17 protein-coding genes are annotated in these 22,373 nt (G+C 68.9%); 5 read left to right on the forward strand and 12 right to left on the reverse strand.

What is annotated here, in order from left to right; genetic code table 11:
* Positions 1-627: poly-beta-hydroxybutyrate polymerase N-terminal domain-containing protein (locus tag AC6H42_RS24085; protein ID WP_497549130.1), on the reverse strand; the 627-nt coding region annotated here is incomplete at its 3' end.
* Between the two features lie 197 nt (positions 628-824).
* Here AC6H42_RS24085 and AC6H42_RS24090 point away from each other — a divergent pair.
* The 3 genes from AC6H42_RS24090 to AC6H42_RS24100 are packed head-to-tail and all read left to right on the forward strand — an operon-like array spanning position 825 to position 2,435.
* Complete coding sequence (locus AC6H42_RS24090; RefSeq protein WP_057156310.1) at positions 825-1,472, forward strand: BON domain-containing protein; 648 nt, start codon at positions 825-827, stop codon at positions 1,470-1,472.
* A gap of 36 nt (positions 1,473-1,508) precedes the next feature.
* Positions 1,509-1,946 carry a universal stress protein gene (locus AC6H42_RS24095; protein WP_497549131.1) on the forward strand — a complete coding sequence of 146 codons (438 nt, stop codon included), beginning with the start codon at positions 1,509-1,511 and terminating at the stop codon, positions 1,944-1,946.
* A gap of 39 nt (positions 1,947-1,985) precedes the next feature.
* Entirely contained in the window at positions 1,986-2,435 is a 450-nt protein-coding gene (locus AC6H42_RS24100) for a bacteriohemerythrin (RefSeq protein ID WP_157201001.1), read from the forward strand.
* Between the two features lie 21 nt (positions 2,436-2,456).
* On the opposite strand, the gene AC6H42_RS24105 is transcribed toward AC6H42_RS24100, so the two are convergent.
* Genes AC6H42_RS24105 through AC6H42_RS24115 form a run of 3 tightly spaced genes read right to left on the reverse strand, consistent with a single transcriptional unit; the run spans position 2,457 to position 6,683 of the window.
* Positions 2,457-4,337, reverse strand: coding sequence for a feruloyl-CoA synthase (locus tag AC6H42_RS24105; RefSeq protein ID WP_497549132.1), 1,881 nt, complete (start codon positions 4,335-4,337; stop codon positions 2,457-2,459).
* 13 nt (positions 4,338-4,350) lie between these two features.
* On the reverse strand, positions 4,351-5,805 hold the full coding sequence (locus tag AC6H42_RS24110) for an aldehyde dehydrogenase (RefSeq protein ID WP_057156314.1): 1,455 nt from the start codon (positions 5,803-5,805) through the stop codon (positions 4,351-4,353).
* 44 nt (positions 5,806-5,849) lie between these two features.
* Positions 5,850-6,683 carry a p-hydroxycinnamoyl CoA hydratase/lyase gene (locus tag AC6H42_RS24115; RefSeq protein ID WP_057156315.1) on the reverse strand — a complete coding sequence of 278 codons (834 nt, stop codon included), beginning with the start codon at positions 6,681-6,683 and terminating at the stop codon, positions 5,850-5,852.
* 117 nt (positions 6,684-6,800) lie between these two features.
* Between AC6H42_RS24115 and AC6H42_RS24120 the strand changes: the two genes are divergently transcribed.
* A complete protein-coding gene (locus AC6H42_RS24120; protein WP_057156738.1) occupies positions 6,801-7,256 on the forward strand; it encodes a MarR family winged helix-turn-helix transcriptional regulator in 456 nt (151 codons plus the stop codon).
* 225 nt (positions 7,257-7,481) lie between these two features.
* Here the strand turns inward: AC6H42_RS24120 and AC6H42_RS24125 are convergent, their stop codons facing one another.
* From AC6H42_RS24125 to AC6H42_RS24160, 8 genes are all read right to left on the reverse strand, one after another.
* Positions 7,482-9,260: a carboxylesterase/lipase family protein gene (locus AC6H42_RS24125; protein WP_497549133.1), complete on the reverse strand. Its 1,779-nt coding sequence runs from the start codon at positions 9,258-9,260 to the stop codon at positions 7,482-7,484.
* A gap of 172 nt (positions 9,261-9,432) precedes the next feature.
* Positions 9,433-11,049, reverse strand: a complete 1,617-nt coding sequence (locus AC6H42_RS24130; protein WP_497549134.1) for a methyl-accepting chemotaxis protein — start codon at positions 11,047-11,049, stop codon at positions 9,433-9,435.
* Between the two features lie 19 nt (positions 11,050-11,068).
* Positions 11,069-13,534 carry an efflux RND transporter permease subunit gene (locus tag AC6H42_RS24135; RefSeq protein WP_497549135.1) on the reverse strand — a complete coding sequence of 822 codons (2,466 nt, stop codon included), beginning with the start codon at positions 13,532-13,534 and terminating at the stop codon, positions 11,069-11,071.
* 32 nt (positions 13,535-13,566) lie between these two features.
* Entirely contained in the window at positions 13,567-14,805 is a 1,239-nt protein-coding gene (locus AC6H42_RS24140; protein WP_497549136.1) for a WD40/YVTN/BNR-like repeat-containing protein, read from the reverse strand.
* Between the two features lie 14 nt (positions 14,806-14,819).
* Positions 14,820-16,181 (reverse strand): DUF1329 domain-containing protein, encoded by a 1,362-nt coding sequence (locus AC6H42_RS24145; RefSeq protein ID WP_229418248.1) that lies wholly within the window; start codon positions 16,179-16,181, stop codon positions 14,820-14,822.
* Positions 16,182-16,191: 10 nt separating this feature from the next.
* Positions 16,192-17,907, reverse strand: coding sequence for a DUF1302 domain-containing protein (locus AC6H42_RS24150; RefSeq protein ID WP_497549137.1), 1,716 nt, complete (start codon positions 17,905-17,907; stop codon positions 16,192-16,194).
* 61 nt (positions 17,908-17,968) lie between these two features.
* Positions 17,969-18,736, reverse strand: a complete 768-nt coding sequence (locus AC6H42_RS24155) for a coniferyl-alcohol dehydrogenase (RefSeq protein WP_057156321.1) — start codon at positions 18,734-18,736, stop codon at positions 17,969-17,971.
* A gap of 30 nt (positions 18,737-18,766) precedes the next feature.
* The gene (locus AC6H42_RS24160; RefSeq protein WP_497549138.1) at positions 18,767-20,236 is read right to left on the reverse strand and encodes a benzaldehyde dehydrogenase; all 1,470 of its coding nucleotides are present in this window, start codon (positions 20,234-20,236) and stop codon (positions 18,767-18,769) included.
* A gap of 300 nt (positions 20,237-20,536) precedes the next feature.
* Here AC6H42_RS24160 and AC6H42_RS24165 point away from each other — a divergent pair, with 300 nt between their 5' ends.
* The gene (locus tag AC6H42_RS24165; protein ID WP_497549139.1) at positions 20,537-22,372 is read left to right on the forward strand and encodes a sigma 54-interacting transcriptional regulator; all 1,836 of its coding nucleotides are present in this window, start codon (positions 20,537-20,539) and stop codon (positions 22,370-22,372) included.
* The last annotated feature ends 1 nt before the right edge of the window (position 22,373 follow it).

Consider the following 22,373-nt stretch of genomic DNA (forward strand, 5'->3'; position numbering starts at 1 on the left):
GGCGGCGCCGTTCACCAGGTTGGCGCCGCCGCGCCGCAGGGTCTCCTGCAGCACCTGCGGATTGGTCGCTACGAAATTGGACGGCGCCATCATGTCCAGCAGCTGGCGGGTGGTGAAATTGACCACGTTCTCGTGGTGCGGCGACACCCCGCGCACGCCGGTGGTGGCGCAATGCCACCATTGCTGCTGCAGCAGGAAGCCCTGCACCAGCACCGAGTAGGGCCACTGGCGCCAGGCCGGGTCAGTGAAGCGCTTGTCTTGCGGCAGCGGCGCGATGCAGGCGTGCGGCTGCGGCGCTTCCTCCTGGCTGGCCTGCAGCGCGTGCTGCTGCCAGCGCGCCAGCTGCTGCCAGGCGCGCTGCGCCAGGCGGGAAACGTGGGATGGCGACAGCGCGAGGTGGCCCAGCCAGTCCGCGTAGGCCATGCCCAGTGCCACTGGCGACACGTAGCCGGTCAGCTTGCCCAGGCCGGCGTTCAGCAGCAGGTCCAGCGGCGCCGGCTCGGCCGGGGCGGAGCGGTCCGTTTCGCCCTGCCAGGCGCTGGCGCGGCGTTCGCCGGGGGCGCGGCGGCCGGCGGGGGGCCGGGAGGGGAAGGCCGCCAGGGCCATGCTACTGGGAGAGGTGTTCATGCGGGCGCTCCGGCTGAGGAAGCTGGCAGTGTGGGCCAGGCGCGGCGGGCGCGCCATGACCTGGATCAAATGGCACGGAAATGCGGCACAAGTTGGCCGAATTTGATCTAGATCGGAGAATTGGCGCGCCGGGCGGCGTACAACAACTACAGGCAGCCGCCGGCCGCCGCCATTTTTAACGTCGAGAGGCAGCAATCATGGATACCGACTTTCATTTGAAGCGCCAGGTCGAGAGCGAACTGGCATGGGACCCGGAGATCGGGCACGGCACGATGGCCGTGGCGGTCTCGGACGGCACGGTCATGCTGAGCGGCTTTGCGGCCAGCTACGCCCAGAAGCTGGCCGCCGAGCGGGCCGTCAAGCGGGTGGCGGGCGTGCGCGCGGTGGCTAACGAGCTGGTGGTGCAGCTGGGCACGGGTGAGCGGCCCGACCCCGAGATCGCCGCCGACGCGGTGACCGCGCTGCGCCTGCAGTTGCCATCCGCCGCGACCGAGTTGCGCACGGTGGTCGACCACGGCCACCTCAAGCTGGAGGGCTGCGTGCAATGGCACTACCAGCGCGAGCGGGCAGAGCAGGCAGTGCGCCACCTGATCGGCGTTAAGAGCGTGCTGAACCAGATCCGCGTGGTGCCCCCGGCCCAGCCTGGCCAGGTGCAGCACCAGATACTGGCCGCCTTCCACCGCGACGCCACGCTTGACGCCAAGCGCGTGCACGTGGAGGCGAACGGGCACGAGGTAGTGCTGAGCGGCGCGGTGCGCTCGTGGAGCGAGCGCCAGAGTGCCGAGCGCGCGGCCTGGCAGGCGCCCGGCGTGTCCTCGGTGGACAATCGCATTGCCGTTCTTTGACTGCAGCGTTTCCCCCCAACTGCATAGGAGTACATCATGTTCCAGCACATCCTTCTGCCCACCGACGGCTCTGACATCGCCGCCGCCATGACCGCCAAGACGCTGGCCTTCGCGCGCAGCTGCGGCGCGCGCGTCACAGCCCTGCACGTGGTGCTCGACTTTCACACGCTGACCTATCACACCGACATGCTAGCCGACACCCGCCAGCGCTATGAACAGGAGAGCGCCGCGCACGCGCGCGCGCTGCTCGACGATGTCTGCAAGGCGGCGCGCGAGCAGGGCGTACCCTGCGAGAGTCTTGTGGTGCAGGCCGCGCAGCCGCACGAGGCGATCGTGCGGACCGCCCGCGACCGGGGCTGCGACCTGATCTGCATTGCCACGCATGGCCGGCATGGCATCAAGGGATTGCTGTTGGGCAGCGAAACCCAGAAAGTGCTAGCCCACAGCGAGATCCCGGTGCTGGTGCTGCGCTGAGGACGTGGCCATCCACAACCTGAGAGCGAAGGGGCTTAAATGACAACAAAGATCTTGCCGTCTGTTCCGGTGCTGGGCCAGCCCGCCATCGACACCGCCCACCTGGCCCTGGCCGGGCGCGTTGTACAGATGACGGCAGGCAGCGACGGCGAGCTGGAAGCCGGGCTGCCGGCGCTGGTAGACGAGATCGAGGCCGATTTCCGCGCCGAGGATGCGCTGATGGAGGAGATCGCGTTTCCTGGCATCCAGGCGCACCGCGAACAGCATGCGCGCGTGCTGGCCGCCCTGCATCACGTCGACCCGCGCGATCCGGCGGCTGCGCGCAGAGCGCTGGGGCTGCTGATGGAATGGTTCCAGCTGCATGTGGCCACCATGGACAACGTGCTGGCCATTGCGCTGGAACTGGCCGCGTGCGAGCCAGCGCAGTTCAGCGCCGCCAGGAACGCGGACGGCGTCCAGTCCCAGCCGGGCGCCGCACCGGACCGGTGAGCCCCCGCCGGCAGGCCGCCGCTAGCCAGCGCTCAGCACAGTATGGCCGCCGGCATACAGGGCCTCCACCAGCGCCGCGCGGCGGCTCAGCACGACGCGCTGGTTGATCGAGCCCTTGTCGGTCTGCTCGCCGGCCGCCACGGACGGCGCTTCCTCCAGCAGCAGTATGCGCTCGATGCGCGAGGCCGAACCGGTGGCCTTGGCGTTTAGCTGCGCCAGCAACTGCTGGAAGTGGCGGCGCACGGCCGCGCTGGACAGAATAGCGGCGGCGTCGGCCTCCGCCCCCAGGCCGGACAGCGCCAGGCACTGGTCCAGGCGCGGGAACACCAGCAAGCCTATGCTGTCGCGGTCGATGCCGGCCACCACCACGTCCTGGATGTAGGGTGCGCCGGCGCTGATCACGCGCGCCCGCAGCGGCCCCACGCTGACAAAGGTGCCGCTGCTGAGCTTGAAGTCCTCGGCGATGCGGCCGTCGAACATCAATCCCAGTTCCGGCAGGTCCGGATCGACGAAGCGCACCGCGTCGCCGCTGCAGTAGTAGCCCTCCTCATCGAAGGCGGCGGCGGTGGCTTCAGGCGCGCGCCAGTAGCCGGGCATCACGTGCGGGCCTCGGAAGCGCGCCTCGTACTTGCCGTCCAGCGGCGCCAGCTTGACTTCGCAGGCCGGCGCCGGCAGGCCGACGTAGCCCGCCATCATCACCGGACCGGTGGTGAAGGTGCAGGAGGGCGCCGTTTCCGTCATGCCCAGGCCGGCCATGATGCGGATGCGCTGGCCGCACTGCTGCTCGCTGACCTGCTCCAGCGCATCCCACGCCGCCTGCGACAGGCCGGCGCCGGCGAAGAAGAACAGTTCCATCTGCGAGAAAAAGTGGCGGCACAGCGCCGCATCGTCGCGCAGCGCGGCGGTGAGCAGCTCCCAGCCCTTGGGCACGTTGAAGAACACCGTTGGCGCGATATCCTTCAGATTGCGCACCGTGGTGGCGAAATCGCGCGGGGTGGGTTTGCCGTCGTCGATGTAGTAGCTGCCGCCGTTGTACAGCGCGATGCCCACGTTGTGGCTGCCGCCGAAGGTGTGGCTCCACGGCAGCCAGTCCAGCAGCACCGGCGGCCTGTCGCCGAAGGCCGGGAAGCTTTGCAGCAGCATCTGCTGGTTGGCGCACAGCATGCGCTGGGTGGTGGTGACGGCCTTGGGCAGCTTGGTCGAGCCGGAAGTGAACAGGAATTTGGCGATGCTATCCGGGCCGGTGGCGGCGTTGGCCGCGTCCACCGTGCCCGGAGCCGTCGCCAGCAGGCTGGCCAGCGGCGTGCTGGGACGGCCAGCGTCGCCATGTCCGGCGACAATCTCGACGCCGTCCGGCACCGTGGCGGCCAGCGCGGCGGCGCAGGCGCCGGCGTCGGTGGCGTAGATCATGCCGGGCGTCAGGTGGTGCACGAAGTGGGCCAGCTTGGTGTAATCGGAGCCTTGCAGCGAAGCGGCCGGCGACACCGGGCAATACGGTATGCCGGCGTACAGCGCTCCCAGCGCCAGTTGCAGGTGTGCCAGGTCGTTGCCGGACCAGATCATCAGCGGGCGCTCGGCCGACAGGCCGCGGTCGAGCAGGGCCTGGCCGACCGCGCGCGCCTGTTCCAGCATCTGCCGGTAGCTGATGTGGCGCCAGGCGCCGTCCGGGCCGCGCTGCGCGGCCAGCGTCCGCTCGGGGTGCTGTCCGGCGCCACGCACCAGGCAGTCGGTGATGCGGTCCGGGTAGGCCCCCAGCGGCTCCTGCGACGCCAGGCGCCAGACGCCATGCGGACCGGCTTCGATCCGCACCGGCGCGCTGCCGACGCGCACCGGGCGGTAGCGCGACAGGTCCAGCTCGGCGGTGGCGGCGGCAACGGCGGCGACAGGGAAGGACTGCGTCATGGCATGTCCCCCATTACACCGGGTAGTGGCGGTGGCCGCTCTGGATGGTGATCCAGCGCAGGTCGGTGAATTCGGCGATGCCGGCCTTGCCGCCGAAACGCCCGTAGCCGCTGGCCTTGACGCCGCCGAACGGCATTTGCGCCTCGTCGGCCACGGTGGAACTGTTGATATGGCAGATGCCAGATTCGACGCGGCGCGCCAGTGCCAGCGCGCGCGGGATGTTGCGGCTGAAGATGGCCGCCGACAGGCCGTATTCGCTGGCGTTGGCTTCGGCCAGCGCCGCCTCGTCGCCGCCGACCCGGATGATGCCGACAATGGGGCCGAACGATTCTTCCTGGTACACCGCCATGTCCGGCGTGATGTGGTCGATGATGGCAGGCTGCAGCACGTTGCCGTCGCTGGCGGCGGCGCCGCATACCAGCGTGGCGCCTTTGGCCAGGGCATCGGCCACCATGGCCGCCACGCGGGCCGCCGCGCCGGCATCGACCATGCCGCCCAGGACCGCGCCTTCCTGCCCCGGCTTGCCGGCGCGCAGGCCGGCGGTCTTGGCGCGCAGCTTGTCGACGAAGGCGTCGGCCACCTTGCGGTCGACGATGATGCGGTCGGTCGACATGCAGATCTGGCCCTGGTTGAAGAAGGCGCCGAAGGCGGCCGCCTGCACCGCCTCGTCGAGGTCGGCGTCGTCCAGCACCAGCAGCGGGTTCTTGCCGCCCAGTTCCAGCACCACCGGTTTCAGCTGCTGCGCCGCCTGTTGGGCGATGATGCGCCCGACCTTGGTTGAACCGGTGAAGTTGATGCGCTTGACGGCCGGATGGGCGATCAGGCGCGCCACCACGGCGGCGGCGTCCTGCGGCGCATTGCTGATGACGTTGACCACGCCGGCCGGGAAGCCTGCGTCCTCGAACACGGCGCCGATCAGGCGGTGCAGGGCAGGGCACACTTCGGACGATTTCAGCACCACCGTGTTGCCGCAGGCGAGCGGGGTGGCGATGGCGCGCGTACCGAGGATGACCGGCGCGTTCCACGGCGCGATGCCCAGTACCACGCCGCAGGCCTGGCGCACGCCCATGGCCATCAGGCCCGGCACGTCGGAGGGAATCACTTCGCCGGCGATCTGGGTGGTCAGCGAGGCCGCTTCGCGCAGCATGCCGGCCGCCAGCATCACGTTGAAGCCGTACCAGCCCGGCACGCCGCCTGCTTCGGCCACGCCGGCCGCGATGAATTCAGGGCCGCGCGCTTCCAGGCAGTCGGCCGCCTTGAGCAGCAGGCGGCGCCGCTCGCCCGGCGCGGTGGCGGACCAGCCGGGGAAGGCCGCCTGCGCCGCAGCCACGGCGGCGTCGGCGTCTTCCAGGGTGGCGGCGGCGGCCACCGAGGCGGTGTCGCCGGTGGCGGGGTTCAGGCGCTGGCAGGTGGCGCCGTTGGATGCGGCCTGCTCCAGGCCTCCAATCAGCAAGCGTGCTTCAAGCATGGCGTATCTCCTTTGTGTTGTGTGGGCGGGGGCTGCTGTGCGTCTTATGCGCGCTTGTAGGTTTGCAGGCCCGGCTTGATGGTCTTGTCGTCCAGGAACTGCTTGAGGCCCTGGGCGCGGCCTTTTTCCGGATCGCGGTAGTTGGACTGGTCAACCTTGGCATACAGATAGTCCTCGTTCTGCTCCCACGTCAGTTCGCGGCAGCGCTTGAAACCGTGCTTGGCGATGCGCAGCACCGTCGGCGACTTGGCCAGCAGCTTCTCCGCCAGCTCGATGGTGGCGGCGCGCAGCTCGGCCAGCGGCACGCTCTTGTTAACCAGCCCCATGGCGGCGGCCTCCTTGCCGGTGAAGGTGTCGCCGGTCATGATGTAGTGTAGCGCCTGGCGGTGGCCCATGGTGTCGGCGACGGCCTTGCTGACCAGGTTGCCCGGCGGGATGCCCCAGTTGATCTCGGACAGGCCGTACACCGCGTCGTCGGCGGAGATGGCCAGGTCGCAGGCCACCAGCGGCGAGAAGGCGCCGCCGAAGCACCAGCCGTTGACCATGGCGATGGTCGGCTTGCTGTACATGCGCAGCAGTTTCCATTGCCACTGCGAGCAGTCGCGGCGCAGCTTTTCCTGGAATATCTCCGGCTTGCCGTCGTTCTCGCGGAAATACTCCTTCAGGTCCATGCCGGCGGTCCAGCTGTCGCCGGCGCCGGTCAGCACCAGCACCTGCATCTCCGGGTCCAGCTCCAGGGTCTCCAGCACGTCGATCATTTCGCGGTTCAGCGTCGGGCTCATGGCGTTGCGCTTCTCCGGACGGTTCAGCGTCACCCAGCCGATGCCGGCGGCGACTTCGACTTTGACGGTGCTCCAGCGGTTCTCATATTGGCTCATCTCATACTCTCTTATGGTAGGTTAATATCAGGTTGCCTGATACGTGACTTATAATATATTCTGCTTGGCCTGGAATGCAAGCGCTTTCTTGAACGCTGTTTGAACTTGTTGAAGACCATGAAAAATGACCAGCCCGCCGCGCCCGGCAAACCCACCGGCATCGCCTACCTGATCGGCCGCATCGACCACGTGCTGAGCCGCCGCCTGCGCGACAGCCTGGGGCTGCTGGGACTGAGCGCCGCCCAGTACACGGCGCTGTCGGTGCTGGACACCCAGAAGCAGCTGTCGAACGCGCAGCTGGCCGAGCGTTCCATGATCTCGCCGCAGTCGGCCAACGAGATGGTGAAGGCGATGGAGGCGCGCGGCTGGATCGTGCGCCAGGCGGACGCCCACCATGGCCGCATCATCCATTTGCGCTTGAGCGACGAGGGCAGCGCCTTGCTGCGCCAGGGGCACGCCGCCGTGGCGCAGCTGGAGCAGGCCATGCTGGCCGAGCTGGGCGTGGACCAGCGCAGCGAGCTGCATGCGCAGCTGCGGGTGCTGTTGCGCTCATTGAGCGCCATTGTGCTTTGACGGACGCCATTCCAGGTGCTCCAGCCCGGAAGCGATGATGGCCGCCGCCGCGGTCGGCGGCCGGCACGCCGCTGCGGCGCAGCACCGCGCGCGCGGCCTCGAGGCCAAGATCGGTGGGCGACACGTGGCTGAAGGCGCCGCAGTAGTCGGCCATGGGTGTGCGCAGGCCGTCCAGCATCCACAGGTCTTCGACACTGCGGAAAAAGCCGGGTTTGGTGTGCGCGCTCATGGCCAGTAGCCGGGGCGCAGCTGCTCGGTGGGACCGGCATAGCCGTGCGCCAGGGCATAGGCGGCCAGCGCCTGCGGCGCCTCCTGGCCGCCGAAGATGGACCACAGGAACATGCGGCCAAACAGCTCGCAGCGTTCGCGCGGATTGCCGTCCAGCGCCGGGTCCTGCGCCAGCGCCGCCTTGAGTGCGGCCCGGCTGTTCTCGTGCACCACCATGCGGCTGCCGCCGCCGGCGCTGGTGTCGAACACCATCAGGCGCGGCTGGGAGGTGTCCTCGCTCCAGCGCCACCAGTCGGCCAGCATGCCGCCGGGGCCGCGCCCGGGCCGGCCGTGGCGGGCGAAGCCGGTCCAGTAGCCGGCCATGGCGTCCGAGACCTCCTTGCGGCCCGGCAGGTTGGCGCCCGTGAAGGAGCGGAAGGGATCGAACTCGCCGTCCAGGTCGCGGAACACGAAGGCCACGTCCAGCACGTGCGCCGCGCCCAGCAGCACGCGTGGCGCTATCAGCGGTATGGCCGGCTGTTCGTCCCAGTCGAAGCGGTAGACCCAGACGTCGCGATGGCCTGAGGCCAGCATGGCGTTGGCCGGCTCCAGCGCGCCCGCAGCCTGCCACAGGGCCGACATATAAGCGGCGTGGCGCTGGTAGCGGACGCGGTCGCGCATCAGGGGGATAGTGCCGAACACCTTGCGCACGTAGTCCGGGTTGTTGGACATGAAGAGCTTGTATTCGTCCCGGTTGGTGCCGATGATGACCGGCACCGCGTTGTAGCGGCGGCGGTCGGTGAACACCTCGGGCAGCGGCATGGCCGGCAGCACGTGGCCGTCCTGCAGCACGCAGGGCGCATCGTAGAAGCTCAGTGAACCCGGCTTGACAGGGGCCAGCAGTGCCTCCGGCGACAGGCCTCGCACGTAGGCCGCGATGTCGGCGGCCGGCATGGAGGCAATCAGCGCCTTGGCGGCGGCGCGGTCGGCTGCACGGCCGTCGCGCTGCAGCCATGCGCACAGCAGTTCGCGCGAACTGAGGGCGTGGCCGGGCGGCGCGCCTTCCGGGCCTTCTTCAGCGTAGTTGCGCGCCTGCGCCATGGTGTAGCTGGCTGTCAGCGGCGACTGCAGGATGGCGCGCTGGAACAGGCCCGTGGCCAGCGGGCTGGCCAGCATGGTGTAGGTGTTCAGGCCGCCGGCCGATTCGCCGAACACCGTGACGTTTCGCGGGTCGCCGCCGAAGGCCGCGATGTTGCTGCGCACCCATTGCAGCGCGGCGATCAGGTCCAGCGTGCCGAAGTTGCCCGAGCGGTCAGCGCCGGTGTCGCCGTCCTGGGCCAGTTCCTCCAGGCTGAACCAGCCGAGAATGCCGAGGCGGTAGTTGGCCGACACCACAATCATACGGTCCTGGCCGGCCAGGTTGCGCAGCGTGGTATAGGTGGCGGCGGTGCCGGCCGAGTTGGCGCCGCCGTGGATCCAGAACATCACCGGCAACGCGGCCGCTTGCGCCTCGGCGGCCGTCATCCGCGGGGCAAACACGTTCAGCGTCAGGCAATCTTCCGAACCGGCCAAGCGGCCCCATTGCGCGGGCGGCAGCTCCAGCGTGATGCCGCCCAGTTGCACGGCGGGCTGACTGAACGCCAGCGCCTCACGCACGCCGCTCCACCGCCCCGGTGGACGAGGCGCCTTCCAGCGCAGCGGGCCAACCGGCGGCTGCGCATACGGAAGGCCGAGCCAGGCGTGGGTCTGGTGGCGGTCGTCAAAGCCCAGCACGTCGCCCAGAGTAGTGCTGCGCAACGATCCAGGCGCGGGCACGGCAGCCGTCCGGGTCGCATGCGGTGCTGCGTTGGGCCCTGCGGCGGCTGGCGCCGGCGCGGACGGAGCATCGGCGGCGCTTGCAATGCGGCGTCTGCGGCGCCACAGCAGGGCGGCCGCCAAGCCCAGGGCTGCTGCGGAGTACAGCAAAATGTCAGGTATTATCGCGGGCATGATAGGCGTCCTTTTGGTGGGGGAGTAGGTGGTGTGACCGGGCGCGCGTGTCGTCCAGTTTGAAGGCGCGTACCAGCTGCGCCAGTTCGGCCGCCTGGCTGCGCATGCCGGCGGCGGCGCCGGTGGCATGCTCGACCAGTTCAGCGTTGCGCAGCGTGGCCCGCTCCATTGCCAGCAGGGCGGCGCCGGCCTGCTCGATGCCTGCCTGCTGCCGGGTGCTGACCGTCGCGATGCGGCCGATGATGGCGCTCACCTGCCGCACGCTGCCTACAACCTCCGCCATGGTGGCGCCAGCGCGCGCCACCAGCCGGTTGCCCGCTTCGACCTGTGCCACGGAGTGTTCAATCAGCGTGCGGATTTCGCGCGCGGCGGTGGCGGAACGCTGGGCCAGGCTGCGCACCTCGGCGGCTACGACGGCGAAGCCGCGTCCGTGTTCGCCCGCACGCGCCGCTTCCACCGCCGCGTTCAGGGCCAGGATGTTGGTCTGGAAGGCGATCCCGTCGATGACGCCGACGATTTCGCCGATGCGGCGCGCCGAAGCGGTGATCGAGTCCATGGTGCGTATCACCTCTGCCGCAGCCTGGCCGCCGTCCCCGGCTACTGTGGTGGCGCTGGCGGCAAGCGCGGTGGCTTGCCGGGCATGGCCGGCATTGTCGCGCACGGCCACGGCCAGCTGTTCCACGCAACCGGCAGTGGCGCGCAGCGACGCGCGCTGGCCATCGCTGCGGCGGGCCAGGTCCTGGTGGCCGCCGGCGATATCGTCCGCCGCGCCGGCGATGTGGTCGGCGCCCTGGCGCACCTTGCCGACCATGGCAGCCAGTTCGGTGCGCATGGTGTGCATGGCGAACAGCAGGCTGGATGCGTCGCCGCCGCGCAGCACAACGCCGCCCGCCAGGTCGCCGGCGGCGGTGCGGCCGGCGATGCTGACCGCATAAGCGGGTTCGCCGCCCAGCTGAGCGAGGATGCCGCGCGTAAGCCGCCAGCACAGCAGGCCGCCCAGCAGCAGGGCGCCAAGGCCCAGGCCCAGCATCCAGGACCGCGCCATGGCGTCGGAGGACCGGCTCTGGGAAGCTGCCTGCTCGTTCTGGCGGGCCTCCAGCGCCACCAGCTGTTCCAGCGCCGCCATCCAGCGTGACTGGACCGGCAGCAGGCGTTCCACCAGCACGGTGTAGATGCGGTCGGACTCGCTTGCCATGGCGAGGTCCACGGCTTGCAAGATCGGCGTGCGTGCTGCCGCATTGTGCTGGCTTATCTGCGCCAGCAGTGCGGTTTCCTCCGGCGTCGCCGTGGCGGCCAGCAGCCCGCGCAACTGCGCTTCGGCGGCTGCGTAGCGCCTGCCCTGGTCCTGCACCCGTTCGGCTTCCGGCTGCAGGTAGGACAGGGAACCGATCAGCGCCATATTGCGCAATGCGATCATGCGCTCGTACACGGTGTCGCGCATTTGCGTGGCGAGCCGGGTCTTGACGTTGCCGACCAGGGTGATCTGGTCGGTGCGGCGCTGCATCTGCGCCATGTGGCCCACGCCGAGCGCCACCACGGCAACCAGCAGTGCCAGGATCAGGCCGAAGCCCAGGCGCAGGCGGGAACCTATGCTCATGTCGAAAGCGCGCATGGGCTTAGTGGACCCCGGCCACGCTGGCTTGCTGCTCCGGCGCCGGCGCTTCATCCTGCGCTGCCTGTGGCGAGGCCCCGGCATGTTGCGCGGCCTTCTGCGGCATCAGGAAGTAGGCCAGCGCCGGTACCAGCACCAGCGCGCCCACCATATTCCACAGGAACATGAAGGCCAGCAGGATGCCCATGTCGGCCTGGAACTTGATGGGCGAGAACAGCCAGGTGGCGACCGCCACCGCCAGCGTCACGCCGGTCAGGATCACTACGCGCCCGGTGAAATGCAGCGCATGCAGGTAGGCGCTGGACAGGCTGGCGCCGGCGCGCATGCGGGTCAGCATCACGCTCAGCACGTAGAGCGCGTAGTCCACGCCGATACCGACGCCGAGCGCAATCACCGGCAGGGTGGCGACCTTGACGCCCAGGCCCAGCACCACCATCAGCACTTCGCACAGGATGGAAGTGAGCACCAGCGGGAGGATGGCCACCGCCACCGCGCGCCAGTCGCGGAAGGTGGCGTAGCACAGCAGGATCACCGCGCCGTAGACCCAGAACAGCATGTCGCGCATGGCTTTCTTGACGACGATGTTGGTGGCCGCTTCGATACCCGCGCTGCCGGCAGCGAGCTGGAACTGTACTTCCGGCGTGTGGTTGGCGGCGCTGAAAGCTTCCACCGCGTCTACCACGCGGCTTAGCGTGGCGGCCTTGTGGTCCTTCAGGTAAACATACAGTGACAGCAGCGAACAGCCCTGGTTGAACAGTTCGCGCGGGGCCCGCGTCTGCACCGCACCCAGCGCGCCGGCGTTGGGGATCAGGTCGAACCACTTGAAGCTGCCCTCGTTATAGCCGGTGGTGGCAAGCTTGCTCAGCGCCGCCATCGAATTGGTCGAGTCCACGCCGGGCAACTGCTCCAGTTGCCACGCCAGGGTGTCGACGCTGGCCAGCGTGTCGTAGCGGGTGCATTGGTCGGGCGCGGTCTTGACCATCACCACCAGGATGTCCGAGCTGGCCGCGTAGTTGGCGACCATGAAGCCGTTGTCGCGGTTGTAGCGGGAGTCGGCGCGCAGTTCGGGTGCGCCTGGATCGAGGTCGCCGACCTGCAGGTTCAGGCTGTACAGGTAGCCCAGGGCGCCCAGCAGGACGCTCGCGGCCACCGTGATGGCGGCCCAGCGGCGCCTTGTGAAGCGGTCCAGGAAGGTCCACAGCCAGGGCTGGGAGGCGCCGTCGGTGCCGGCGCTGTCGGCCTGCAGGCTGCGCACGGCGGCGCTGGCGCTGACGCCGGTGTAGGATAGCAGCACGGGCAGCAGCACCAGGTTGGTAAAGATCAGCACCGCCACGCCAATGCTGGCGACGATGGCCAGGTCCTGGATCACCTTGATCTGGATGCTGACCAGCACCGCGAAGCCGACCGCATCGCACAGCAGCGCGGTGAAACCGGCCGCGAACAGGCGCCGGAAGGTGTAGCGCGCGGCCACTACCTTATGGGTGCCGCGCCCTACGTCCTGCATGATGCCGTTCATTTTCTGGGCGCCGTGGCTCATGCCGATGGCGAACACCAGGAAGGGCACCAGCACCGAGTAGGGATCGAGTTCGTAGCCCAGCGTTGCCAGCAGGCCGCACTGCCACAGCACGGCCACCAGCGAACACGCCACCACCAGCGAAGTGCTGCGCCAGCAGCGTGTGTACCAGAACAGCACCGCGCCCGCGATGGCGATGGCCAGCAGGAAGAACAGCAGCACCTGCTGCAGGCCGTCGATCAGGTCGCCGACGATCTTGGCGAAGCCGGTGATGTGGATGCGCACGCCTTCCTGCTCGTACCTGGCGCGGATCTGTTCCAGCCGCGCCGACAGGTTGCCGTAGTCGAGCGCCTGGCCGGTCTGCGGGTTCTTTTCCAGCAGCGGCACGAAGACGATGCTGGACTTGAAGTCGGCCGCTACCAGCTGGCCGATTTCGCCGGAGCGGGCCACATTGGCGCGCAGCTGGGCCAGGCTCTCGTGTGAGCCATCGTAGCCGTCCGGGATGACGGTGCCGCCGTCCAGGCCATCCTCGGTAACGGAGGCCCAGCGCGTGCTGGGCGTCCAGAGCGACTTCATGAAGGGCCGGTCCACGCCCGGCAACAGGAACAGTTCATCGTTCAGGCGCTGCAGGGTGTCCATGTAGCTGCGCTCGTAGATGCTGCCGCTGCCCGTTGCCACGGCGATGCGCACCGAGTTGCCCAGGCCGTTCAGGTCAGACTTGTTGGCCAGGTAGTTCAGCACGTAGGGATGGGCGCTGGGGATCATCTTCTCGAAGCTGGCATTGAGCTTGATGCGGGTGGCCTGGTAGCCGAGCATGATGGTCGCGAGCAGGCATAGCAGGATGACCAGCGGCCGGTAGTTGAACAGTGCGCGTTCGCCCAGCTTGCCCGAGGCCGTGTCGAAGTCCTGCAGCCGTTTCACCACCGGCTGTTGTTGCAAATCTTGATCTGTGTGCATGATGATTCAACCGTGTTGGTATGGGGGAGGCGCTAGCGCGGGAGCGCCGGCGCCGATGCGGACGGGATGTCGACGCGGCGCAAGCCGCGCAGGCCGGCCAGCACCAGGGCGCCGCCGGGCGCCTGCGCCACGGCCGCCAGCGGCAGGGCCGGCGGCAGCGCGGGGCCGGCTTGCGGGGCGAAGCTGCGGCCCTGGTCCCGGCTGAGCAGGACGTCGCCGCCCTGGCTGACCAGCACCAGTGTGCCGTCCGCCAGCTCGGCGCCCCCGGCCAGCGCGGCCTGGACGCCGGTTTCCACCTTGCTCCAGCTGGCGCCCTGGTCTTCGGTCCGGAAGGCGTTGCCGCGCAGGCCGAAGGCAATCAGCGCACCGCCCCGTGCTGCCAGCAGTCCGAAGTAGCTGCCCTTGTAGGGCGTGGCGAGCGCGCTGAAGCTGGCGCCCTGGTCGGTCGAGCGCAGCAGCAGGCCTTGTTCTCCGGCGATGTAGAGCGCGCCGCCGGCGGCGCGCATGCCGTACAGGTGCAAGCCCTTCGGATTGGCGGTTCGGCCCTGCCATGGCTGCCAGGTGGCGCCGCCGTCGGCGGTTCTGAACAGCAGGTTGTAGGCGCCCAGCGCGTAGCCGTGGCGCGGGCCGTCGAAGTGGACGTCGAGGAAGGGCTTGTCGGGACCGTCATCGACCAGGCGCTGGGCGTCTGCCCGGACGCGCGCCTGATCCGGCCCCGTAGCTTCAGCAGCCGCACGCAGCGCCAGCTGGGCGGCCTGGATGCCGTCCAGCTGCTTGCTCCAGGTGGCGCCGCCGTCAGTGCTGTGCAGGACCACGCCCTGGTGGCCGACGGCCCAGCCGCGCTTGGCGTCGACGAACTGCAGCGCCGTCAGGCTGACGCTGACCGGCACGCTCGCCTGGCGCCACGTGGAGCCGGCGTCATCCGAATACAGGATGGTGCCGCGTTCGCCGGCCGCCACGATTCGATGGCCGGCAACGCCCACCGTCAGCATCGCCGCATGCAGCGCCTTGGGCGTGACCGGGGCCGGCTGCCGCAGCGCCGCCGTAACGGCAGTGGCTGCCGTTCCGGCTGCTCCGGCGGCAGCCGCCGGCACCCGGCCGCCGGCGCTGGCGGCGTGCGCGTCATCTGCGCGGGCGAACGGCGCCAGCGCCAGTGCCAGCACCAGCGCGGTGCACGCCGCCAGCGCTGCCGACGCTGTTCGTGCCGGCGGAGGTGCGGCGGCAGCCTTGGCCATCGTTGCGTGGCCGGCGCATGGGGTCAGTCTGTTCATCGAACGCTCTCCATTTAGCGCGAGCCCTGATTGGCCAGTTCTTCCGGGCCGAAGTAGCTGGCCGGCAGGCGCGGGATCATTTTGTACTGCGACGACAGCTCATTGGACGCCTCGTTCAGCAGGTAGGCGCCGGTCTGCACGTTGTAGGTGCCCCACATGACGTTGCCCACTACGGCCGGCACGTCCGGCGCCAGCAGCGTCAGTGTGTAGTTGCCGCGCCAGATCTGGCCCTGCGCGTCGTAGCCGTCGACCAGGATGATCTGCCAGGTGTCCTCATCGAGGTAGTAGCGGCGCTTGGCCACCACGTGGCGCTTGCCGGGGACCAGCGTCGCTTCCACTTCCCATACGCGGTGCAGCTCCCAGCGCACCAGGTCCGGGTTGAGGAACTGCGGTCCCACCAGGTCGCCGATCTTGGCCGACGCGGCGCGGTTGTTGTTGTACGGGATGTACATTTCCTTCTTGCCAATCAGCTTGAGCTCGTGGTGGTCCACCGGCCCGAACAGCATGAAAGCTTCGTCGAACAGGCCGATGCCGGAGGTGACCGAGTCCGGTGTGTCGTAGGACACCGACGGCGCCCGCCGCACGCGGCGCTGGCCCACCAGGTACTGCCAGATGGCGCGCGGCTGCGCCTCGCTGATGCCGTCATGGACCAGGATGCCTTCGCCCGCTTTGGAGGCCGGCGCGCGCGTGATCAGGCGGCCCATCTGGTAGATGCCGTCGAACTTCTCCAGGCTGCCGTCCTTGAAGTAGTAGGGCCGCATGATGGTCTGCTCGGCCTCGGTGGCGGTGGCGCGCTTGCCGTCCGGGGTGACAATGGTGGTCCGCAGCGGGAACACGGTGGTTTCGCCGGTCCAGGCCAGGCGGTGGTTCATCAGCGCCTCGTAGCCGGTCTTCGGAATGGGAAAGGGAATGCCGCCGAACGCGCCTTCCACGCCGAAGCCGCCGTCGATGGCCTTGGCGCGGGTGGCGTTCTTGAACGTGTTGTCATATACCCAGCCCGGTGCGCCGCCGGTGCGGTGGGTCGGGTACACGTCGAGCCGGTAGTTGGGGTACTTCTTCAGCAGCGCCACGGTGGCGGCCGACAGCCTGGCCGCGTGCTGGTCGACGTTGTTGCCGGTGATGGCCAGCGTCGGCTTCTCGCCGGAGAAGGGATCTGCGCGGAAGTCCCCGGCCTTGAAACCGGCGGGCACTTTGGCGTAGGCACCGTCCCAGGCCGGGATGGTGCCGTCCTTGTTGGCGGCCTTTTCGGCGCCCAGCGGCGTGAGCGTGGAGCGCAGCTTGGCCGCGTCTTCCGGCGAAACGGCGGCGCCGGCGTGCGGCAAGGCGAAGGCTAGCGACAGGGCGGCGGCTGCGAAAGTCAGGGTCGTCTTCATCATGGTCTTTTCCTTAGAATGCGCGTTTGATGTTGAAGGAGATGTAGTCGCGGTCGGCCAGCGACTGGGCGTAGCTCAGGACGGGCGTGTTGGTGGCTGGATTGTTCTTCAGGAAGGTGCCGCTGGAGCCGAGGAAGCGCACGTAGCTGATGCCGAACTTCCAGTCCTGGCGGTAGGTGCCGTTGACGCCGATGTTGAAGTCGCCGCCGTGCGAGCTGCCGCCGTTGAAATTGAACACCGCGCGCGAGCGGCCGTCGATGTTGTAGCCGAGGCCGATCGGGATCGAGATGTCCAGCCCGTCCATCACCTGGTAATAGGCCGGTTCGAAGATCACGCGGGCCGAGGTGGCGTCGCGCGTGGTGTTGGGGTCGAGCGAGCCCTGGAAAGCCACGCTGGTGGCGCGGTTCCACGCCAGTTCGCCCAGCAGCGACGCGCCCTGGAAGAAGGGATTGGTCGGCATCACGTAGATGGCGGACAGGTTCATGTGCGCCGTGTTGCCGACCGCGTAGGCCGGGTTGCCGCGGTTGTCGGCGAGCTGGCCGACGCCGGCGCGAGACAGGAAATCGGGCGTGGGATCGCTGACTAGCGGCGAGTTGCGGCGCACCGAGATCTCGGCCGCGACGTTGGCGCCCAGCAGCACGGTGCTGGCGCTGGCGCCGAAGGTGCGCACGCCCTGCGCGTACACCGCCTGCACGGTGGACGGCGCGCCGGGCGGAAACGCGGGGGCGAAGCCCAGGTAGAAGTATGGCGTCTTGTCGTGGTAGCGCGCGGCATACAAGCCGTATTCGACGTCCGAGCCGGCAGGGGTGTACTTAAGCTGCAGGCCTCCCTGGCCGGCGTTTTTCGCCTTCATGTCCGGCACGGTGCGGAAGGCCGGCGCGCCGCTGTCGGTGGGCGCCACCAGGAAGGCGGTGCTGCCGGCGCCGGCCGCGTCGTAGGAGCTGAGGTAGCTGCCCACGCCCGGAATCTGTGTGGCGCGCCATTCGAACTGGTAATAACCGCCCAGCGAGACGTTGGGCAGCAGCTGCAACTGGCCGGAAACCTGGTTCACCGGACGCAGGATCTCCTTGAACTGTGCGCCCGGCACACTGAGCAGCTTGACTAGGTCCACCGGCCCCTGCGCGTTGGCGATGCCGTTGGCCCCGAAGAACAGGCTTTCGCCGTACTGCAGCGTGTGGCGGCCCACCCGCACGGTGCCCGGCAGTGCGCCCAGCGAACCTTTGGCGAAGACGAAGGCGTCCAGCAGCTCGGCGTTGCGGCCATGCAGCAGGCGGGTCCCCTTGGCGAAGCTGTTGCCGCCCTGGCCGGCCAGCGCGACTGCGTTGCTGGCAGGGGAAGCGTTGCCGTTGCTGCGGTTGTAGACGCTGTCGTACCAGCCGGCCGCGCTGACGCGCATGCCCAGCGTGCGGGTGCCGGCGTCGAACTCGGACAGCCAGTCGATGCGGCTGGAGACTATGCCCTTGTTGCGGAAGTTCTGGTTGCCGTCATCCAGGTTGTAGCCGGTGAAGTCGCCGGGCCCGGCCGATGGATAGCCGCCCGCCAGCAGGCCGGCGTCGGCGTCCTTCAGGCGGTAGGCGGCGCTGTATTTGAAGGTGTTGTTCCAGCTGACCTTGAATTCGGGATTGCCGGTATCGAATTCGTGGGCATGGACCGGCAGGGCTGCCATCGCGGCCAGTGCCAGCAGGGTCGGGCTCAGGCGCGTCGTCGCGTGCCGTTTGTTCGCGTGCATGTTGTCTCCTGGTTATTGTTTTTATGGCCGCTGGCGCGCGGCCGGGCGTATCCTCAACGGATCAGATAAAGGTCGAAGCCAGCCCGCCATCCACCGCTAGGTTCACGCCGCTGATCCAGCGCGCGTCGTCGCTGCACAGGAAGCCGATGGCGGCTGCCACTTCGTCCGCGTAGGCCGGGCGTTTCATGCGGTGCGCGTCGCGCTGCACGCGCTCCTGGCCCAGCATGGTTATGAAGTCGCCCAGGATGGGTGTGAACACCGGGCCGGGCGCCACGCAGTTCATGCGCACCGAATGGGCCAGGAACCATTTCTGCGACTGGGCGGCGCTCCACACGATCAGCGCCTCCTTGAAGTACTGGTAGCAGGTGTCGGCCGGCACCGGGTGCGCGTCCAGCCATGCCTGGCCCTCCGCGTAGCCCTGCACGGCGGCCAGCTGCTTGTGCAGTTCCAGCCGCTGCGGCCACTCGGCGCCGAGAATGGAGGCCACGTTGACGATAGCGCCGCCGGCCGGCATGCGCGGCAGCACGGCTTCGGTCAGGTGGCGCAGGCCGAGGTAGTTGACCTTCGCCAGCAGCGCTGGATCGGCGGTGCCGGGCACGCCGGCGATATTGCACAGCGCGTCCACGCGCTGCGGCAGCTGGGCGGCGGCGGCATCGATGCTGGCGGTCGACGCCATGTCGACGGCGATAAATCCGTCCAGCGTGAGGCCGGCTTCGTTGCGGTCCATGCCGATCACGGTGGCGCCTTCGAAGCGCGCCAGGCGCGCCACTTCGGCGCCGATGCCGGAAGCGGCGCCGGTGACGACGATGGTCTTGTTGCGTAACTTCATATGCTCTCCTTGTTGGTGTGGTCTGTCGCTTCAGAACGGGTAGCGCGGCGCTTCGGTTTTCACCGTCATCCACTGCCACTGGGTGAACTCGTCCCAGTCGGACGTGCCGCCATGGCGGCCGCCGTTGCCCGAAGTGCCGCAGCCGCCGAAGGGCGCGTGCGCCTCGGCCAGCACGGTCTGGTCGTTGATGTGCACGTGGCCGGCCGGTACCCGGTCGGCGATGAACATGGCGCGCGCCAGCGACGGCGAGATCACGCCGAGCGCCAGGCAGCCGGTGGTGGCCGACGCCAGCGCGATGGCTTCCTGGTCTGTGTCGAACGCGGTGACCGAGGCCACCGGGCCGAACAGCTCTTCCTCGAAGCAGCGCATGCCGGGCCGCACGTTGGCCAGCACGGTTGGCCGGTAGAACTGGCGCTCGTAGCTGCCGCCGGCCAGCAGCGTGGCGCCGGCCGCCACGCTGTCTTCGACGATGGCGTGCAGCCGCTGCACCTGGCGCGCGTTGATCAGGGGCCCGAGCGCCACCTGGCCGCCCATCGGGTCGCCCACCGGCAGCGACCTGGCCTTGGCCAGCACGCGCTCGATCACGGCGTCGGCGATGCCGCGCTGGAGCAGGATGCGGCCGGCGGCCATGCAGATCTGGCCCTGGTGCAGATAGGCGCCCCAGGCCACGTTGGCGGCGGCGATGTCGGGATCGGCGTCGTCCAGCACGATCAGCGAGTTCTTGCCGCCCAGCTCCAGCGACATCTTTTTCAGGTTGCGCCCGGCCAGCTCGCCGATGCTGCGGCCCACGGCGGTCGAGCCGGTGAAGGCGATCATGGCGATGTCGGGATGGCTGCACATGGCCTGGCCCGCCTCGGCGGCGCCGGGCAGCACCTGCAGCACGCCCTTGGGCAGGCCGGCCGCTTCGAACACCCGGGCAATCAGCACGCCGCCGCTGATGGGCGTTTGCAGATCGGGCTTGTGCACCACGGCGTTGCCGGTGGCCAGGGCCGGCGCGATGGAACGGATCGACAGGATCAGCGGGAAGTTGAACGGCGAAATCACGCCGACCACGCCGTGCGGCATGCGCCGCGCAATGCTCATCTGGCCGGCGGCGGAGGCCAGCAGCTGGCCCTTGGGCTGGGTCAGCATGGCGGCCGCTTCCTGCAGGTGGGCGCCGGCTTCGCGCAGCTCCAGGTCGGCCTTGGGGCGGATGGCGCCGGTTTCGCGCACGATCCAGGTGGCCAGTTCGTCGTGGTGTCCGGCGATCACGGCGGCGGCGCGGCGGAAGATGGCGGCGCGTTCCTTGTAGTCGCTGGCGCCCCATGCCGGCTGGGCGGTGCGCGCCTGGCTGGCGGCGCGCGCCACGTCGCCGGCGTTGGCCAGGCCGACACGGCCCAGTTGTTCGCCGGTTGCCGGCTCGGTGAAAGTGTGGACGCCGCCGTGGGCGGCGATCCAGTCGCCGTTGAAGATGCGGTCCTGCCAGACCGCGGGGCGCAAAAGCGCGTTAGCGTCAGTCATGCTGTCTCCTGTTGTTGATGGATGGTGGGGAAGTCGGCCTGTTTGCGCCCGGTGAGCACACAAGTTGCATTCAGGTCCGCTTGCCGTTCTTGCCTTAGCTATTACAAGTTGCGTGCCAGCGCGCCGCAAGGTTTGGCCGCTGCGCCGCAATACGCACGCTGCTCGCTATGAGGACGGCGCCATTCCCTGGCCCGGCATGGCGCGGCGCAGCATGGGACGAGGCTTCCGGGCGACTGATGAAATGATCAAATGAGAGGATTGCCGATGTATGATTTGGTGAAAGACAAGGAAGGCGGAGACATGAGCAAACCCCATCGCGTATCGCTGGCGGAGGTGTCGCGCGCCACCGGCAAGATGCTGCAGCACGGCGACAGCCAGCACCTGAGCGCCGGCGCGGCGCCCTCGCTGGAGGACCTGACGCAAAGCCTGCACTTTTCGCCGGGCGACGGCCGCATCTGGCTCAACGGCCAGCGCATGCAGCTGCTGCACACCACCTCGCTGGGCGCGCTGCGGCGCGAGCTGCTGGAGAGCATAGGCGCCGAGCGCACGCGCGGCCTGCTGACGCGGGTGGGCTATTCGGCCGGCGCGCGCGATGCGCAACTGCTGCGCGAGCGCTGGCCGGACGCAGAACCGGGCTCGCTGTTCGCGGCCGGGCCGCGCATGCATTCGCTGGAAGGCGCGGTGAAGGTGGAACCGGTGCATTTCGAGTTCGACTTCGAGCGCGGCACCTACCACGGCGAATTCCTGTGGCACCACTCCAGCGAGGCCGAGGTGCATATGGCCGATTTCGGCATCGGCACCGCGCCGGCGTGCTGGATGCAGACCGGCTATGCCATCGGCTACACCAGCGCGATGATAGGGCGGCTGACCGTCTACCGCGAGATCGAATGCACCGCCATGGGCCACAAGCACTGCCGCCTGATCGGCAAGCCGGCCGACGAATGGGATAACGTGGAGGAAGACCTGCGCTTCCTGAACGCGGAGCCGTTTGTCAGCACCACGGCCTACGGCGGCCCGGGCCAGCACCAGCAGGCGGCCGAGCTGCCGGGAGACGATGGCCGCGCCTACGGCGAAAAGGAGATGGTGGGCGTGTCATCGGCCTTCAACGCGGCCTGCCATATGCTCAAACGGGTGGCGCCCACCGCCGCCACGGTGCTGTTCACCGGTGAGTCGGGCGTGGGCAAGGAGCTGTTCGCCTACATGCTGCACCAGATCGGTTCCCGCAAGGAGCAGCCTTTCGTGGCGGTCAATTGCGCGGCGATCCCGGAAACGCTGATCGAGTCCGAGCTGTTCGGCGTGGAGCGGGGCGCTTTCACCGGCGCCACCCAGTCGCGGCCCGGCCGCTTCGAGCGCGCCTCCGGCGGCACGCTGTTCCTGGACGAGATCGGCACGCTCAGCCTGGTGGCGCAGGGCAAGCTGCTGCGCGCGTTGCAGGAAGCGGAGATCGAACGGGTGGGCGGCGTGCGCAGCGTGAAGGTGGACGTGCGGCTGGTGGCGGCCACCAATGTCGACCTGCGAGAGGAAGTGCGCCTGGGCCGCTTCCGCGAAGACCTGTTCTTCCGCCTGAACGTGTTCCCCATCCGCCTGCCGCCGCTGCGCGAGCGGCGCGACGACATCCCGCTGCTGATGGGCTACTTCATGCGCCACTACGGCCAGAAACACCAGCGCCGCGTAACCGGCTTCACCGCGCGCGCGGTCGACGCGCTGCTCAACTACCACTTCCCGGGAAATATCCGCGAGCTGCAAAACCTGGTGGAGCGCGGCGTCATCTACGCTGACGAGGATGGTCCGATCGACCTGCCGCACCTGTTCACCAGCGGCGAGGAAGCGCAGACCTCCTATTTCTCGCTGGCGCAGACCGGGCGCCTGACCAGCCACGGCACGCCCGCAACGGCGGAGGCGGAGGCCGCGCCAGGCGGCGCCTTGCTCGATGTGCTGCCGGCCATGTTGCGCCAGCAGGCGCAGCAGGGGCAGGGAGAAGGTCAGGCATGGTCGCTGGACCACCTGGAAAGCACGCTGATACTGGCGGCGGTGAAGCGGGCCGACGGCAACCTGTCGGCGGCGGCGCGCATGCTGGGCATTACGCGGCCGCAGCTGTCCTACCGCATCAAGAAGCTGCAGCAGGTCCAGGAATAGA

This window comes from Massilia sp. NBRC 108631 (assembly GCF_059704565.1).

Coding starts and splice junctions, on each gene's coding strand:
- AC6H42_RS24090 (WP_057156310.1), top strand. CDS start 825: ATGGATACCGACTTTCATTTGAAGCGCCAGGTCGAGAGCGAACTGGCA.
- AC6H42_RS24095 (WP_497549131.1), top strand. CDS start 1,509: ATGTTCCAGCACATCCTTCTGCCCACCGACGGCTCTGACATCGCCGCC.
- AC6H42_RS24100 (WP_157201001.1), top strand. CDS start 1,986: ATGACAACAAAGATCTTGCCGTCTGTTCCGGTGCTGGGCCAGCCCGCC.
- AC6H42_RS24105 (WP_497549132.1), bottom strand. CDS start 4,337: ATGACGCAGTCCTTCCCTGTCGCCGCCGTTGCCGCCGCCACCGCCGAG.
- AC6H42_RS24110 (WP_057156314.1), bottom strand. CDS start 5,805: ATGCTTGAAGCACGCTTGCTGATTGGAGGCCTGGAGCAGGCCGCATCC.
- AC6H42_RS24115 (WP_057156315.1), bottom strand. CDS start 6,683: ATGAGCCAATATGAGAACCGCTGGAGCACCGTCAAAGTCGAAGTCGCC.
- AC6H42_RS24120 (WP_057156738.1), top strand. CDS start 6,801: ATGAAAAATGACCAGCCCGCCGCGCCCGGCAAACCCACCGGCATCGCC.
- AC6H42_RS24130 (WP_497549134.1), bottom strand. CDS start 11,049: ATGAGCATAGGTTCCCGCCTGCGCCTGGGCTTCGGCCTGATCCTGGCA.
- AC6H42_RS24135 (WP_497549135.1), bottom strand. CDS start 13,534: ATGCACACAGATCAAGATTTGCAACAACAGCCGGTGGTGAAACGGCTG.
- AC6H42_RS24140 (WP_497549136.1), bottom strand. CDS start 14,805: ATGAACAGACTGACCCCATGCGCCGGCCACGCAACGATGGCCAAGGCT.
- AC6H42_RS24145 (WP_229418248.1), bottom strand. CDS start 16,181: ATGATGAAGACGACCCTGACTTTCGCAGCCGCCGCCCTGTCGCTAGCC.
- AC6H42_RS24150 (WP_497549137.1), bottom strand. CDS start 17,907: ATGCACGCGAACAAACGGCACGCGACGACGCGCCTGAGCCCGACCCTG.
- AC6H42_RS24155 (WP_057156321.1), bottom strand. CDS start 18,736: ATGAAGTTACGCAACAAGACCATCGTCGTCACCGGCGCCGCTTCCGGC.
- AC6H42_RS24160 (WP_497549138.1), bottom strand. CDS start 20,236: ATGACTGACGCTAACGCGCTTTTGCGCCCCGCGGTCTGGCAGGACCGC.
- AC6H42_RS24165 (WP_497549139.1), top strand. CDS start 20,537: ATGAGCAAACCCCATCGCGTATCGCTGGCGGAGGTGTCGCGCGCCACC.